The 13,630-nt window shown below is 59.1% G+C and carries 13 protein-coding genes and 1 pseudogene; all 14 read right to left on the bottom strand.

The features are described 5' to 3' along the window. Nucleotides 1-190: pseudogene (locus G485_RS0110160) on the bottom strand (IS5/IS1182 family transposase); the annotation flags it as partial. A 544-nt stretch (nucleotides 191-734) separates the two neighbouring features. After that, a complete protein-coding gene (locus G485_RS25905; protein ID WP_051318160.1) occupies nucleotides 735-1,742 on the bottom strand; it encodes an ROK family protein in 1,008 nt (335 codons plus the stop codon). Nucleotides 1,743-1,786: 44 nt separating this feature from the next. Continuing rightward, complete coding sequence (locus G485_RS0110150) at nucleotides 1,787-2,494, bottom strand: copper homeostasis protein CutC (protein WP_027092466.1); 708 nt, start codon at nucleotides 2,492-2,494, stop codon at nucleotides 1,787-1,789. 20 nt (nucleotides 2,495-2,514) lie between these two features. Next, nucleotides 2,515-3,354 carry a carbohydrate ABC transporter permease gene (locus G485_RS0110145; RefSeq protein ID WP_027092465.1) on the bottom strand — a complete coding sequence of 280 codons (840 nt, stop codon included), beginning with the start codon at nucleotides 3,352-3,354 and terminating at the stop codon, nucleotides 2,515-2,517. Continuing rightward, a complete protein-coding gene (locus tag G485_RS0110140; protein WP_084423239.1) occupies nucleotides 3,354-4,283 on the bottom strand; it encodes a carbohydrate ABC transporter permease in 930 nt (309 codons plus the stop codon). The genes G485_RS0110145 and G485_RS0110140 overlap by 1 nt, the downstream gene beginning before the upstream one ends. An 81-nt stretch (nucleotides 4,284-4,364) precedes the next feature. After that, nucleotides 4,365-5,717 (bottom strand): ABC transporter substrate-binding protein, encoded by a 1,353-nt coding sequence (locus G485_RS0110135; RefSeq protein WP_027092463.1) that lies wholly within the window; start codon nucleotides 5,715-5,717, stop codon nucleotides 4,365-4,367. A gap of 59 nt (nucleotides 5,718-5,776) precedes the next feature. Further along, nucleotides 5,777-6,784, bottom strand: a complete 1,008-nt coding sequence (locus G485_RS0110130; protein WP_035155556.1) for an asparaginase — start codon at nucleotides 6,782-6,784, stop codon at nucleotides 5,777-5,779. A gap of 28 nt (nucleotides 6,785-6,812) precedes the next feature. Then, nucleotides 6,813-7,991: an ROK family transcriptional regulator gene (locus tag G485_RS0110125; RefSeq protein ID WP_156922249.1), complete on the bottom strand. Its 1,179-nt coding sequence runs from the start codon at nucleotides 7,989-7,991 to the stop codon at nucleotides 6,813-6,815. Nucleotides 7,992-8,496: 505 nt separating this feature from the next. Beyond that, nucleotides 8,497-8,829: a formate/nitrite transporter family protein gene (locus G485_RS0110115; protein ID WP_027092460.1), complete on the bottom strand. Its 333-nt coding sequence runs from the start codon at nucleotides 8,827-8,829 to the stop codon at nucleotides 8,497-8,499. Between the two features lie 39 nt (nucleotides 8,830-8,868). Next, on the bottom strand, nucleotides 8,869-9,390 hold the full coding sequence (locus G485_RS25900) for a hemerythrin domain-containing protein (protein WP_051318158.1): 522 nt from the start codon (nucleotides 9,388-9,390) through the stop codon (nucleotides 8,869-8,871). Between the two features lie 270 nt (nucleotides 9,391-9,660). Further along, complete coding sequence (locus tag G485_RS0110105; RefSeq protein WP_027092459.1) at nucleotides 9,661-10,425, bottom strand: DeoR/GlpR family DNA-binding transcription regulator; 765 nt, start codon at nucleotides 10,423-10,425, stop codon at nucleotides 9,661-9,663. Between the two features lie 43 nt (nucleotides 10,426-10,468). Then, nucleotides 10,469-11,947, bottom strand: a complete 1,479-nt coding sequence (locus G485_RS0110100) for a rhamnulokinase (protein WP_027092458.1) — start codon at nucleotides 11,945-11,947, stop codon at nucleotides 10,469-10,471. A gap of 6 nt (nucleotides 11,948-11,953) precedes the next feature. Further along, nucleotides 11,954-13,216 carry an L-rhamnose isomerase gene (gene rhaA / locus G485_RS0110095; RefSeq protein ID WP_027092457.1) on the bottom strand — a complete coding sequence of 421 codons (1,263 nt, stop codon included), beginning with the start codon at nucleotides 13,214-13,216 and terminating at the stop codon, nucleotides 11,954-11,956. 23 nt (nucleotides 13,217-13,239) lie between these two features. Then, entirely contained in the window at nucleotides 13,240-13,611 is a 372-nt protein-coding gene (locus tag G485_RS0110090; RefSeq protein ID WP_027092456.1) for a sensory rhodopsin transducer, read from the bottom strand. Nucleotides 13,612-13,630: the final 19 nt, after the last annotated feature.

The following is a 13,630-nucleotide window of genomic DNA, read 5'->3' as shown; positions in this document are numbered from 1 at the left end:
GGCTGATCGTTTGCTGACCGCGGAAGGTGTCTTTGAAGAAACGACCGTATTTCTGTTCAGCCGCCGCCCACGGCACCAACTGTGCCAACTGAACCCAGCGATTCTCTTCATCCAGTTTTCCGCCGAAGGGAAGAAAGAAATCGCCAGGCAGGATCAATTGATTGTCGAGGTGTGCGGTCGGCTTGAACATTTTCGTCGCTCCATCTGCAAGGATTTTGGGCTGTTTTCCGAAGATTCCTTTGCATATGATTTCGACATACAAATCCCGAATTCCTTGTTATTATGCGATTTTTTACAGCTTTTCGGGGCGTTCAGCAAGCCCTAAATAGCTTGACAAATCATGATTTTGTTTAGGCAAAGCTAATGGTTTTTATCCGCTTCGACCTTTCGGCTGGCCGAGCACACCGTGCTTGCGCAGCGTCCGCGGCACGTATTCCGCCCTTCGGCGGTATCGAAACTGCTGACCCTGGGATGGCGATGATGTCGGGTTTGACGCAGGGAAGATTCCAACGCCGCATGCCGCAGGAGCCTCTTCATTGTATTCGGATTGCCTGGTCGGGCTAGGTGTGCCCGCCTATCTTCAAATATTTCGCCAGCGTTCCGTTCGCGAATACGGCCGTGCCCGGCCGGCGGCGTTCTTCCCGCCAAACTTCCCAGCAGCTCAAGAAGGGCCTGCTAACCGGTTCTCGATTATGCAGACCCTTCTTCTCCCCCCTCGGTGCCGGCTTGGAGTTTCATCTCCTCGAGACGGCGGCATCCGGCCGGGCAAGCTGCGCTGCATAGCGCCACCATAAAGCGGCTCCGACTCCGCCGGCGTACTCGCCCAATTGGGCAAGCCCGAACGACACGCCGGCGACCATTCCGGGTATCCCGTGCTTTCGCACGGCAGCCTTCATCGGGTCGAGCAGCAGGCTGCCGCTGCGGGATACGCCCCCGCCGACAATGACGGCCTGCGGATTGACCAGATGGATCATCGAGATCATCCCCAGTCCGAGCGCCGTGCCCGCTTCCGCAAGCGTCTCGATCGCGTACTCGTCTCCGTCCTTGGCTGCGGCGGCCACATGCTCGGCGGTCAGCCGATCCGGGCTTCCGCCCGCTAAACGCACAATCGCTTCCCCGCTCGTTTTCCCGCTGGCGATCTCTTCCTTGACGATCCGGGCGATCGAGTTGCCCGACGCGTACTGCTCGATGCAGCCGCGGTTGCCGCAGGCGCATAACGGACCGTGCCGGTCGATGCTGATATGCCCCAGCTCCGCCGCGCTGTCCGAAGCGCCGAGCAGCAAGCGGCCGCCGCTAATGATGCCGCCCCCGATCCCTGTCGAGACGGTGACGAAGATCATATCGCGAACCCCGGCTCCCGCGCCGGCCAGCCATTCTCCCAGCGCGGCGGCGTTGGCGTCGTTGATCACTTGAACCGGGCAGTTGAACCGTTCCCGGAAGATCGGTCCGATCGGAACGTTGTCCCATTGCAAATTGGTGGCGAGCACGACGGTTCCAAGCGAAGGGTTCAGAATGCCGGCGACGGCGATGCCGATGCCCCGGATGACATAGTCCCCGGGAACGGGGAACGTATCCGCAAGCAGCCGCTCGACCATGCCGGTCAGCCTCCGGATCGTATCTTCCGTCCCCCTTGCCGCGAGCGTCTCCTCTTTAACCTTGGCCAGCATCGATCCGGCGCTGTCCGCGAGGACGGCCAGCATTTTCGTTCCGCCCAGATCGATTCCGATATAGATGTCTTTCATTTCGTCCTACCTCTTTCCAGTAGCAAGCGTACAACTTCCAGCCGTTACCTGATGATTTTTCGCTCCCGCTCGCCTACGGCAAGCTTGATTCCGCGAACGATCCGAGGATCGATCGGTTCGGAAGCTTGCCCGTTATACCGGACGCCGCGGCCGAAGTGAACTTCCTCGACGCCGGTATTCCTAACAAAATCCGCAACGGTATCCGGCGTCAGGCCGCTCCCCGCCAGCAGCCGGACGGAGGTGCCGTGAAGACGCTTCGCCAGGCGGGCGATCGTCTCTTCGGCATCCAGCACGCTGCTCTTGCCGCCGGAGGTCAAGATCCGGTTAATGCGCTGCAGCGTCAGCAAATCCTCCAGCGCCTCTTCCAGATCGCGCGCCTCGTCGAACGCCCGGTGAAACGTGACGTTCATCTCCCCCGCTTCCTCCAGAATCGGCAGCAACGCCGCCTTGTTCACCCTGCCTTCCGCCGTCAGCGCCCCGACGACGATGCCGGCCGCTCTCGCCCGGCGCGCCTCCTTGACATCCCGGATCATCGCGCGAAGATCGTAGCGGTCGTAAACGAACGAGCGGCTATGCGGCCGAATCATCACATGAACCGGAAGGACGGACAGCCCGACGGCCTCTTCGATCAAGCCGACGCTTGGCGTCATGCCGCCCTCCTGCATGCCGGTCAACAGCTCGACGCGGTCGGCGCCTCCCTCGGCCGCCCGGAGAATGTCGTCCGCGCACGTTGCAATCACTTCCAACAGCATCTCTCTTCACTCCGTTATCTTTAGCCTTTGACCGCGCCTTGCGACAGGCCCGATACGATGTACCGCTGAATAAACGTGAACAGCACGACGACGGGAAGGAGCGACAGCACGCCGCCGGCGCTCATCTCGCCCCAGTTGACGTCGAACTTCTGCACGTAGCTGTTCAGCCCGACCGGCACCGTCTTCACGCTTTCGCTCGTCGTAAACATGACGCCGAAGAACAAATCGTTCCAAGCGGCTGTAAACGCGAACACGAAAGTCGCGACAATGCCCGGAAGCATGATCGGCAGAATGATCCGAACGACCGTCATCATCCGGTTGCAGCCGTCGATCATCGCCGCTTCCTCCAGCGCGACGGGAATTCGTTGGAAGAACCCCGACATCGTAATGAGGCAGAACGGAATGTTGATCGCCGTATACGTGATGATGAGCGAGCTCAGCGTATTGAGCAGATGCAAGTTGCCGAACACGATGAAGAGCGGAACGAGCATGACCATGACGGGCACCATCTGCGTCGCCAGGAATACGAGCATCAGGACGCCTTTTCCCTTGAACCGGTACCGGGCCAGGCTGTAGCCTCCCAGGATGGACACGACGAGCACCAACGCGCCGCTGATCAGGCTGACGATCAAGCTGTTGGCAAAATATTGCGGAAAGTTGGACGTCCGGAACGTCTCCGCGTAATTGGCCCAGGTTAAATCCTTCGGCCAAAGCGTCAGCGTCGATCCGTAAATTTCCCGCCTCGACTTCAGGGAGGTCACGAACATCCAGCAGAAAGGCAGCAGCGTTCCGATCAGGAAGAGCCCGAGCACGACGAATCGGACCAGCCCCGGCATTTTTCTCCGAAGAAACAATCGCATCAAATCTCACCCGCTTCCCTGTATTTCGTGATCCGCAGGAAGACGATCGTATAGAGGGTCAGGACGACCAGCATCAACACCCCAAGCGCCGAAGCTTGCCCGAAGTCCGTGGTATAGCCGACTTTGTTGAAAATATACGAAGGCAAATTGTCGGACGTATTCGCCGGGCCGCCTCCCGTCATGATGTAGATCAAGTCTGCGGAGTTGAACACCCAGATGACGCGGAGCAGCACCGTCAGCACGAGCGTCGGCTTTATATACGGAATCGTAATTTGGAAAAGCTGTCTTACCCGACCGGCGCCGTCGATGTCCGCGGCCTCGTGAATTTCGTGAGGCACCGACTGCAGCGCCGCCAAAATCATGATGCCGAAGAAAGGCACCCCGTACCAGATCATCGCGATGATGACCGGAATGATCGAAGTATGGGGAATGGCGAGGAACGCGACCGGCCGGTCAATCAGCCCGAGCCCCATCAGCAGATGGTTGATGAGGCCGTTCTGCTGGTTGAACATCCACTTGAAGATCATTCCGATCAGGAAGGCCGACACCGCCCACGGGAGGAAGACGACGGCCTGTAGCCCGTTCTTGCCTCTGAACTTCTTGTTTAGCGCCAGCGCCAAGGCGAAGCCGAGCACGAACTGCAGCCCTACCGTAGCGACGACCCATACGAGCGAATTGAACAGAATGCGAGGCATGACAGGATCCGCAAACAGCGCTTTGAAGTTCGCGAAGCCCGAATAAGCGATATTTTGGGGCTCGAACAGAACGTAATGCATGAACGAGAGTTGAACGGCCTTAAGAACCGGATAGGCGAAAAAGGCCAGAACGATCACCAGAGCCGGCAGCAGCAGCAGATACGGTTCCAATCTGCGAAGCAGCCGTCTGCGGCTGACAGAGGGGCGGGCGCTGCGGGTATTCGTTGCGGACATGTCTTCATTCACCACCTTCGCTAGATGAAAACACGCATAACCAAGCTCGCTTGGCTATGCGTGCCGTATTTCTTGGTCGTATTAGGACTGCGGATTCTGTTGCAAATAAGCGGTTTGCTCTTTGGTAAGCCAGTCGGCCAAGTTTTTGACCGTCGTGTCCAGATCCTGATTCCCGGTCAAATATTTCTGCGTTTCCTGCACGGCATAAGTGCCGGTGAATTCGCCAAGACGGGTCAGGTAGCTCGGCGGTCCGGCGAAGACGATGTTGGAATCCGCCATCGAACCGGCATAGCCTGCGATCGGACCGGTGCTGAAGAAGGGGTCCTTCAGATTCTCCTTATAAATCGGAATGCTTGTGTTCGCTTTGCTGTAGGCCAGGTTGTTCTCGGGAGAGCTGAGGAACTCGATGAATTTCCAGGCTTCGTCCTTGTGCTCGGTGTTCGCGGACATCGCATAAGCGGCCGTAAAGCCCCAGAAGATGTAGCGCTTGCCGTCATCCGACTTCGGCATCGGAACGACGTTCCAGGTGCCTTCCTGCATGTTCTTCTGCGCGACCGCGATGACCTCGGGCGTCTGGTTCAGAATGCCCGTCTGGCCGGTCATGAAGCCCTGGACCATCTCGTTGAAGCCCCAGTTGACCGACTCCTTCGGCGAGTAGCCGTCCAGGTACAGATCGTAGAACTTCTTGAACGCCGCCTTGCCTTCCGGCGTGTACAGAATCGACTTGCCGTCCTTATCGAACCAGCTGTCGGAGTGGGTAGCGGCCATCACATATTCCATGGCTCTGATAATGCCGTTCGCGCCGCCGCGGAACGAAATGCCGTATCGACCTTTGCTCGCGTCCGTCAGCTTCTTGGCGTCTTCGAAGTAATCGTCCCAAGTGTCGATCTTCTCGGGCAAGCCTTTCTCCTTGAACCAGTCGGTGCGAATGAACAAGCCTTGCAGCAGGAACGCGTCCGGAATCGCGTAAACTTCGTTTTTGTATTTGTTGCGCGCTTGCTTGGCCGCTTCCGTCAGGTTGGCTGCTTGATCCCACTTGTCATAAAAAGGCTGCAGGCTTTGAATATATCCGGCCGAAGCCATTCCGGCCAGCGAAGTGTCGTCGATGCTGATGACGTCGGGAAGAATGCCCGCCGCGCCCATCGTCATCCACTTCTTGTTCGCTTCATCCCACGGTACGGACATGTACTCGACGGTGATGTTCGGATTTTGCTCCTCGAATTTCTTGATCATGTCCTGCATGAAGGCCGTACGCTCGGAGCTCGGAAGCGGATCGAGGTACGAAATTTTCACCTTTCCCCCGCCGGAGCCCGCGCTTGCACTGGAGCCTGCGCTAGCGGCGGAATCCGAATTGCCGTTCCCTCCGCAAGCCGTCAACGCCGCCGATAGCAGCGACACAGCGGCAATGCCCGTCAGCCATCTTCTGTTCCCCATTCCGTATCTCTCCTCTTGTTTGATGTTCGCCCGATCCCGGTGGGACAAGGCTCGTTACGTTATTTATGAAGATGTAACGTAAACACGGGTTGATTCCGGCCGACAATCCGCCGGTTGTCGTTGCGAATGTCGAGCGGCGCCAGCTTGTACATGCGTTCGATGGTCTCCGGATTGTCGTAGCCGATCTGCTCCAGAATGGAAGCGACAATGAGCGGCCATTCGTCCTCCGAGCCGTCGAGCACTTTCAGGGCGAACGCAAGTCTCTCCTTCTTCAGTCCGAAGCAGTAGACGCCCTTGGCTCCGCCTTTGGCCACGATGTTCGGGTCGAGCAGCAGACTGGAGCAGATCCGGTCCGTTCCCGCCACCATCTCGCTGTGGAGATTCATTCTCCGAACGATCGTAACGACCGCGCTGCGGATTTCGGAATTCTCGATCAGATCCGGACAAGCGAGCTTCAGATAGGCGGTCGCCAGCGCATTGAGCGGCATCGCAAAAACCGGGAACCCGCAGCCGTCGGTGCCGAGTCCGATCTTCTCCTTCGGATAATCGGCCAGATAAGCCAGCGTCTCGAGAATTTCCCGCTGAGCCGGGTGATCCGGCTCCCCGTAGCTTTCCGTCGGGTAGTCCATCGCCTTGCACAGAGCCAGAATGCCGAGATGCTTGCCGGAGCAATTATGATAAATCGCTCTCTTCGGGCTCTGGCTCCGCAGCAGATTTTCCGTAGCGTAAACGCTTAACGGATAAGTCGGATGGCAAATGAGCTGGTCCTCGGTCAGCCCCGTCTTGCGCATAATCGATTCCAGCGCTTCGACGTGGAAGGGCTCTGCGCGATGAGACCCGATCGTAATCGCCGCTTCGGCGTCGGTCAAGCCGAACCGGACGTCCGCTCCGTGCCGAACGACCGGAATCGCCTGGAACGGCTTGCCCGCCGATCTGAGATACGAGACGGCCTCCGGATTGCCGACCGAATAGCGAATTCCGCCTTTGTCGTCCACTCCGCAAATATGGCCGGCGTGTACGCATTCCTCAATGTCCCCGCGGTACTCCCTTACCAACGCTTCTTCCATGATGCGTCCTCCCCGTAATCGGCTGTTGTTATTGAAGTCCGTTGCCAAGGTATTGCTGGAGCGCCAGCTTGGCCGCTCCGATCACGACCGCCTGATCGCCCAGCTGAGAACGGGTCAGCTTGAAGGTGCCGACGAAGGGCTCCCATATAAATTCCTTCAGCTTGCCTCGCACCTTGTCCAAAATGTCGGGATGGCTGTCGATGAAATGGCCGGTGATGATGATCGTATCCGGGTTGTACGTACAGACGACGTTATTGATCGTAATCGCAATGTACGTGCAGGCCCGGTCGATAATGTTGTACGCCCAGCTCTCCCCGCTCTTCATCAGGGCAAACAGCTCGTCCACGCTCGCGACCGGCTTGATCTGGTTGGCTTCCTGCAGCATCGCAAGATCCGTAATGTAGGTTTGCAGACAGCCCCGCTTGCCGCATTCGCACAGCTTGCCGTTCGGATCGATGGTGGAATGGCCGATCTCCCCCGCAATGTTGTTGGCTCCTCTGTAAATTTTCCCTTCAATAACGATCGCGGAGCCGACACCGCTTCCAATGCTGATTAACACCGTCTTGTTCTCTTCGGAAAGGGCGGCCGTTCCGCTCTCGCCGAGGGCCTTCACCTTCAGGTCGTTGTCCAGCACGACCGGCAGCCCCAGCTTGTCCTGCAGCATCGGAGCGAACGGCACGTCGGACCAGCCGAGTTGGGCGGAGACGACGGCTTTGCCCGAAGCCGTGTCCATGACGCCCGGCATCCCGATTCCGACTCCGGTAAACTTGGATAGCGCGAGCCCTTTCGATTCGGCCAGCTCGGACAGCGATTCGGCAATGAGACCGGCAAGCGGCTCGGGTTGGGAGGCGGGCGGCGTTAAAGAATGCTGAACCTGCGCGAGAATGCTGCCGTCCAGGTCGACCAGACCGATCTTCAGGACGTTGCGGTCGATCTCCACGCCGGCCGAGATAATGGAATGGTTGACGATATCCAGCATTGTCGCCTTGCGGCCGACTCCGCTCGAGAACTGGTCGGTCTCCTGGACAAGTCCCCCCTCGATCAGATCGCCGACGATTCTTCCGATGGCGGTGGCGCTCATCTTGGCCAGCTTCGACAATTCCGCCCGCGATACGGGACGATGCTTGCGAATCAGCTCCAGAACGAGCAGACGGTTCATGTTCTTGATGTACTCTTGATCGTGCTTCACCGACAGAATTGTTGACACCGCCCTTTCTATTTACTAATTGGATGAAATTAACCAATAGAAATAAGAACCATTATCCCACGCTATTCACGCCAAAAACCTCTTTTTTCTCTATTTCTTCAGCGACCATCGCCTTAATTAATAATATGATGTTATTAACATATCAAAGTCGCAAAAGTTTGTCAACGAAATATTGTGGATTATGTAATGTAATATTACATACAAATTTTTCATTCTATGCGCGCATTGGAGGCGAAAACTGCGGATCCCCTGAAGGATCCGAGACTTGATTCTGAAGTTTTTAGGCAAAGCCAGAAGGCGGTATGCAGGGTGGATTGGCGGAAATACCAGGGACAGAAGCCGATATGGAAATGGCGCGAGGCGGGAGAACGAACGGGAACGTGGATGAGCCGTCGGGGATTTGCGGCGAAAGATTCGGTGCGGGGGGCGAATCCGGCGCGGGCGCGTTGGAGCGACTGGAAGTTCCCATTCCCGGCACAAGCGCGCCGCGCCCGTTGCGCCCCGGCTAGATCCGCCGCCCGCTTCCGGCGGCGCTTCTCTTCAAGCGGGCGGCGTCGGTCCAGGACGTCCTTCGAGCCAGCGCGCTTACCGCGAACGTCAGGTTGTTCCCCGTGAACAGTTCCGCTCCGGCGAACACGACGAGAAGAAGAGCGATGCCGAAGCTCAGCCCCATAACCAGCGGCGTAACAGGAGAATGGACCGCGTACAGCGGCGCGGAGACGGACAGCATCAGCACGACTCCCATGCCGACGTAAGCGCCGGCCAGGCTAGACGACAGCAGATAACGGAGCAGGCTTGCGTCCATACGCGATTTTTTCGACAGAGCTTTCTCGATCATCGCAGTTCCAGCGGGCCAGCGTTTTCCTTCTTGATCGGTTTAAAATCCATAACCGTTCGATTGATCCGCGAAAGCGACGAGAATCTCTTCTTCTTCCTTAAAGTGGTTCTTCAGGAGCGCATACGCTTGAAGCAAGGAAGAAGCCATTCGAACCGCGTCTTCATGCCGGACCGGGCGCGGAGCTTGATCGAGCTGCTCGAGGAAAACGTCGATATGATGCTCCGCCAGCTCGTGCTCCTGCTCCATCAGCGTAAACACGTCCATATCGTTGCCGAAATACCAGACGGCGAGCGGGAACAGCTCCGTCTCTTCCCATTCGGAATGGGCGTTGAGCTGCCGTTTGTACTCTCGGACGGTCGCGGCCAATACGGTCAGTTTGTCGCTCAGGAGCCGGGGATCCTCCTCGCTTCGGGCGGCGCAGGCCGCTTCGTAAAGGCGCTGCAGGCCGTCCTGCAATTGCGCGTGCTCCGTCCGCACCCGCATGATAGCGTCGTCCAGCCGATTCCATAAAGCCGCCGCTTCGGGCGCCGTGCGGGGCGTCAACGGTTCGTGCGTTTTCACGGGAATCCCTCCATAGATTGAATGATCTTCGTCGATTCCAGTGTAACGCGGGACACGATCCTTGTATGTGAAAATAATCACGAAGTTATCGGCTCATCTTCCTTGTCCCTTATCGCTGATTTCATCTGCCGCGACGATGTTCCGGCTGCCGCCGAAGTTTGGTGCCGGAAGCCACGCATCCCGGAGGCGGTAAGCGTTGCTTACGCTGCCTCTGCACGGCTTGAAAAAAGCCCCGGCCAAAGTCGGCCAAGGGCTTCGCAATGTTCAAGATCAAACCGCCGTGACGGCGATCGACCGCTCTTCCAGCTGCCGCACCGTATCCCGGTCGATGCGGCGGTCGGTCACGATGGCGTCGATGTCGGCGAGATCGGCCACGCGGGTGAACGCCTGAACGCCGAATTTGCTGGCGTCGGCGAGCACGATGACTTCGTCGGCCATGCCGACCATCTTCTGCTTGACGCGAGCCTGCAGCTCGTTGGACTCGCTGATGCCGCGCTCGAGATGAACGCCTTTGCACGACAGGAACACTTTGTCGACGTGATACGTGTCCAACGAGCGTTCGGCCAGCGGGCCGACGAAGGACAGCGACCGCTGCGCGAGAATGCCGCCGGTCGAGATGACTTCGATCTTCTCCTTGGAGGCGAGCTCGGTCGCGACCTTGATCGAATTGGTGAGCACCGTCAGCGGGATGTCCGGCATGCTGGCCGCCATGTACCAGGCGGTCGAGCTGGCGTCCAGCAGGATTCGATCCCGCGGACGGATGAGTTGGATCGCAGCCCCCGCGATGCGCCGTTTCTCCTCCGCGTGGACGATCTCCCGCTCCGCATACGGAATTTCCGGGTGCTGCGACTGATCCTTGACGCTCACCGCCCCCCCGTGCGAACGGCGCAGCCGACCGGCCGACTCCAGCCGGTCCAGGTCGCGGCGGATCGTCTCCTCCGTCACCTGGAACAGCTCGCTTAGCTCGGACACCCGAATGCTTCCCCTCTCGTTTACCAGCTGCACGATTTTCTCGTAGCGTTCTGCTGCCAGCATGGTTCGATCTCAACCTCTTTCGTTCGCTGAATAATCGTCGGCGTTACGACTTAGCCAATCCCGTCGCGCGCAAAAATTCGCCGTACGCGTTCTCCCACTGTTCGCCCTCGCACGGCTCGTAGACGTCGACGGGGAACGAATCGCGAATGACCTTGCGCGCTTCCCAAATGTCGGCGAATTCGCCACGGGCGATCCACTGCACGGCCAGATTGCCGATCGCGCTGCCTTCCGCCGGACCGGCCCAGACGGGCCTTACGATCGCGTTCGCCGTCCATTGGCAGAGCAGCGTATTTTGAATGCCGCCTCCGACCATGTGCAGCCCGTTAAACCGTCCGCCTGACAGCCGCTCCGTCAACTCTAGCACGTAACGGTATTTGAGGGCAAGACTTTCCAAGACGCAGCGGACGACCTCGCCCGGCTGATCCGGCGCCTTCTGTCCCGTACGTTCGCAATAGCGGCGAATGCGTTCGGGCATATTGCCGGGGGGAAGGAAGGCGTCGTCGTCCGGATCGATAAAGGCGGCAAAGGCCGGCGCCTCTCCGGCCATTCGCACAAGCTCCGGGAACGAATACGACCGTCCCTCCCGCTCCCATTCCCGCCGGGTCTCGTTCAGAATCCACAGCCCCATAATGTTCTTGAGCAAGCGGAACGTTCCGTTCACGCCGCCTTCGTTCGTGAAGTTCAGCTCCCGCGCCAGGTCGTTAATGACCGGCCGGTCCACCTCGGTGCCCATGAGCGACCACGTGCCGCAGCTCAAATAGGCGAACGACCGCTCGGTCGCCGGAACGGCGGCGACGGCCGACCCGGTGTCGTGCTCGGCGACCGCATAGACCGGAATCGGCGCGACGCCGAGCTCCTCGGCCAGCGAAGACCGCAGCGCGCCGACTTGCTCGCCCGGCATCGCGATCTGCACGAACAGCGACTCCGCAACGCCGATCCGGCGCAGCAGCTCCGAATCCCAACCGCCCTCTGCCGGATTGTACAGCTGGGTCGTCGTGGCGTTCGTGAACTCGCTCCGCATCTCGCCGGTCATGAAGTAGCGGAGCAAATCCGGTATCAGGAGGAACCGCTGGGCTTCGCGCAGCATCGGCGATCTTGCCCGCTTGAGCGCAAACAGCTGGAAAATCGAATTGAACGGCAGAAATTGAATGCCGGTTCTGGCGAACACTTCCGCCGCCGGGACGACCTCGAACAGCCGCTCCATCATCCCGTCGGTATGCCGGTCCCGGTAATGATACGGATTGCCGAGCAACTCCCCGTTCGAGCCGATCAGACCGAAATCGACGGCCCACGAATCGATCCCGAGGCTGCGCACCTCAAGCCCCCGGTGCTTGGCTTTGAGCAAGCCTTGCTTCAATTCGTGGTACAGCCGCAGAATATCCCAGTGCAGCCGGTCGCCGACCCGCACCGGATCGTTCGGGAACCGGTGCAGTTCTTCCGTCTCGATCCGCCGGTCGGTCAGCCGCCCGAGCAGCGCCCTTCCGCTGCTCGCTCCGAGATCGTATGCGAGTACGTTAGCCAAGCGGCATCAACCTCCGCGCTTCAGTAAAACTTCTTGCTCGTAAGCCTTCACTTCGGCCAGCCATTGTTCGCGCACCGGAACGCCCATTTGCTCGCAGTAGTAATCCCATACCGCCCCGAACGGATACGTCTTGAATTCTTCGCTCAGTGCCAGTCGGGTCGTGTAATCGCCTGCAAGCTCCGCTTGCCGCAGCGCTTCCACCGGCTCGAGCATGGCGCGCAGCAGCGCCTTGATCGTGTTGCGCGTGCCGATGACCCAAGCCGCGACGCGGTTGATGCTGGCGTCGAAGAAGTCGAGGCCGATGTGCGTCTTGCCGAGCAGATCGCCGCGCACAAGCTCGCGGCCGATGTCCAGCAGCTCGTCGTCGAGAATGACGACGTGGTCGCTATCCCACCGGACCGGACGGCTGACGTGCAGCAGAATGCCTTCCGCGAACAGCGCAAGCGCGCTCAGCTTGCCCGAGATGACCTCGGTCGGGTGAAAATGGCCGGCGTCGAGGCAGATCAGCTTGTTGTTCTGCAGGCCGTAGCCCATATAGAATTCGTGCGAGCCGACGGTGTACGCTTCCGCGCCGAGGCCGAACAGCTTGCTCTCGACGGCGTCGAGGTTATGCGCGGGGTTCAGCTCCTCCGCAAACACTTCGTCCAACGCGCTCTTGAGCCGTTGTCTCGGCGCCAGGCGGTCGGCCGGAATGTCCTTGAAGCCGTCCGGAATCCAGACGTTCGTGACGCACGTTTGGCCGAGCTGCTCGCCGAAGTAAGCGCCGATGCGGCGCGAAGCTTTGCAATGGTCGATCCAGAACCGGCGGATCGCCGGGTCCGGATGGCTCAGCGTGAAGCCGTCGCTCGACTTCTCGTGCGAGAAGCAGGTCGGGTTGAAATCAAGCCCGAGCCCGTGCCTCTTCGCCCAATCCACCCACTTCTCGAAATGCTTCGGCTCCAGCCGGTCCAGCTCGACCTTTTCCTCCGTGTCGGCATAAATGGCGTGAAGATTGACCTTATGCTTGCCGGGGATGAGTGAGAACGCTTTCTCCAAATCCGCCCGCAATTCGTCCGGGGTACGTGCGGCGCCGGGGTAATTGCCCGTAACCGAGATGCCGCCGGTTAAATCCTGCTCGCGGTTGAGGAAGCCGCGAACGTCGTCGCCCTGCCAGCAGTGCATCGAAATTTTGATTTGCTTCAGCTTCTCCAGCGCCCGGTCGACGTCGATTCCGTGCTTGGCATAAAGCTCCTTGGCTTCCTGGTAGCTGCGTTCGATTTGGGATGACATGCGGATAAGTCCCCTCTTTCGCGTTATTTGACCGGATAAGCGACGACCGACATGAGCGCGTTCTCCGCTTGCGTCGCGTCGAGCCGGCTGTATTGCACGATGACCGGAATGTCGCTGCGCACTTCGATCGCGTAAGGAACGCCGACCGGAATCGGCGTTCCCTCCTTGTTCAGCGACGAGGTGCGAATATGCTTGGTGCGTCTGGCCGGAACGACGACGAGAATGTCCTCCAGCGGCTCCCGGTCTTCGAAGTAAATCGTAAAATTAAGCAGCGCTTCTTCGGAAGAGACGTTCAGCACGCAGACCGACTCGTGGCTCTCGAGGGAGCCCGCGCTTGTCGGGGGGATGTAACCGTCGGGAATAACCCAATGTTTCTCGCCTTTGGCAGGGCGCATCTTCGCGTCTCCTCCTCTT

This window comes from Cohnella thermotolerans DSM 17683 (genome assembly GCF_000429825.1).
Classification (GTDB): Bacteria; Bacillota; Bacilli; order Paenibacillales; family Paenibacillaceae; genus Cohnella; species Cohnella thermotolerans.
This window is presented reverse-complemented; position numbering and strand designations above follow the sequence as displayed.

Excerpts from the sequence above, each read along its gene's own strand:
- rhaA (WP_027092457.1), bottom strand. The coding sequence starts at position 13,216 with ATGTCATCCCAAATCGAACGCAGCTACCAGGAAGCCAAGGAGCTTTAT.
- G485_RS0110115 (WP_027092460.1), bottom strand. The coding sequence starts at position 8,829 with ATGATCGAGAAAGCTCTGTCGAAAAAATCGCGTATGGACGCAAGCCTG.
- G485_RS0110105 (WP_027092459.1), bottom strand. The coding sequence starts at position 10,425 with ATGCTGGCAGCAGAACGCTACGAGAAAATCGTGCAGCTGGTAAACGAG.
- G485_RS0110150 (WP_027092466.1), bottom strand. The coding sequence starts at position 2,494 with ATGCTGTTGGAAGTGATTGCAACGTGCGCGGACGACATTCTCCGGGCG.
- G485_RS0110130 (WP_035155556.1), bottom strand. The coding sequence starts at position 6,784 with ATGGAAGAAGCGTTGGTAAGGGAGTACCGCGGGGACATTGAGGAATGC.
- G485_RS25905 (WP_051318160.1), bottom strand. The coding sequence starts at position 1,742 with ATGAAAGACATCTATATCGGAATCGATCTGGGCGGAACGAAAATGCTG.
- G485_RS0110140 (WP_084423239.1), bottom strand. The coding sequence starts at position 4,283 with ATGTCCGCAACGAATACCCGCAGCGCCCGCCCCTCTGTCAGCCGCAGA.
- G485_RS0110135 (WP_027092463.1), bottom strand. The coding sequence starts at position 5,717 with ATGGGGAACAGAAGATGGCTGACGGGCATTGCCGCTGTGTCGCTGCTA.
- G485_RS0110090 (WP_027092456.1), bottom strand. The coding sequence starts at position 13,611 with ATGCGCCCTGCCAAAGGCGAGAAACATTGGGTTATTCCCGACGGTTAC.
- G485_RS0110145 (WP_027092465.1), bottom strand. The coding sequence starts at position 3,354 with ATGCGATTGTTTCTTCGGAGAAAAATGCCGGGGCTGGTCCGATTCGTC.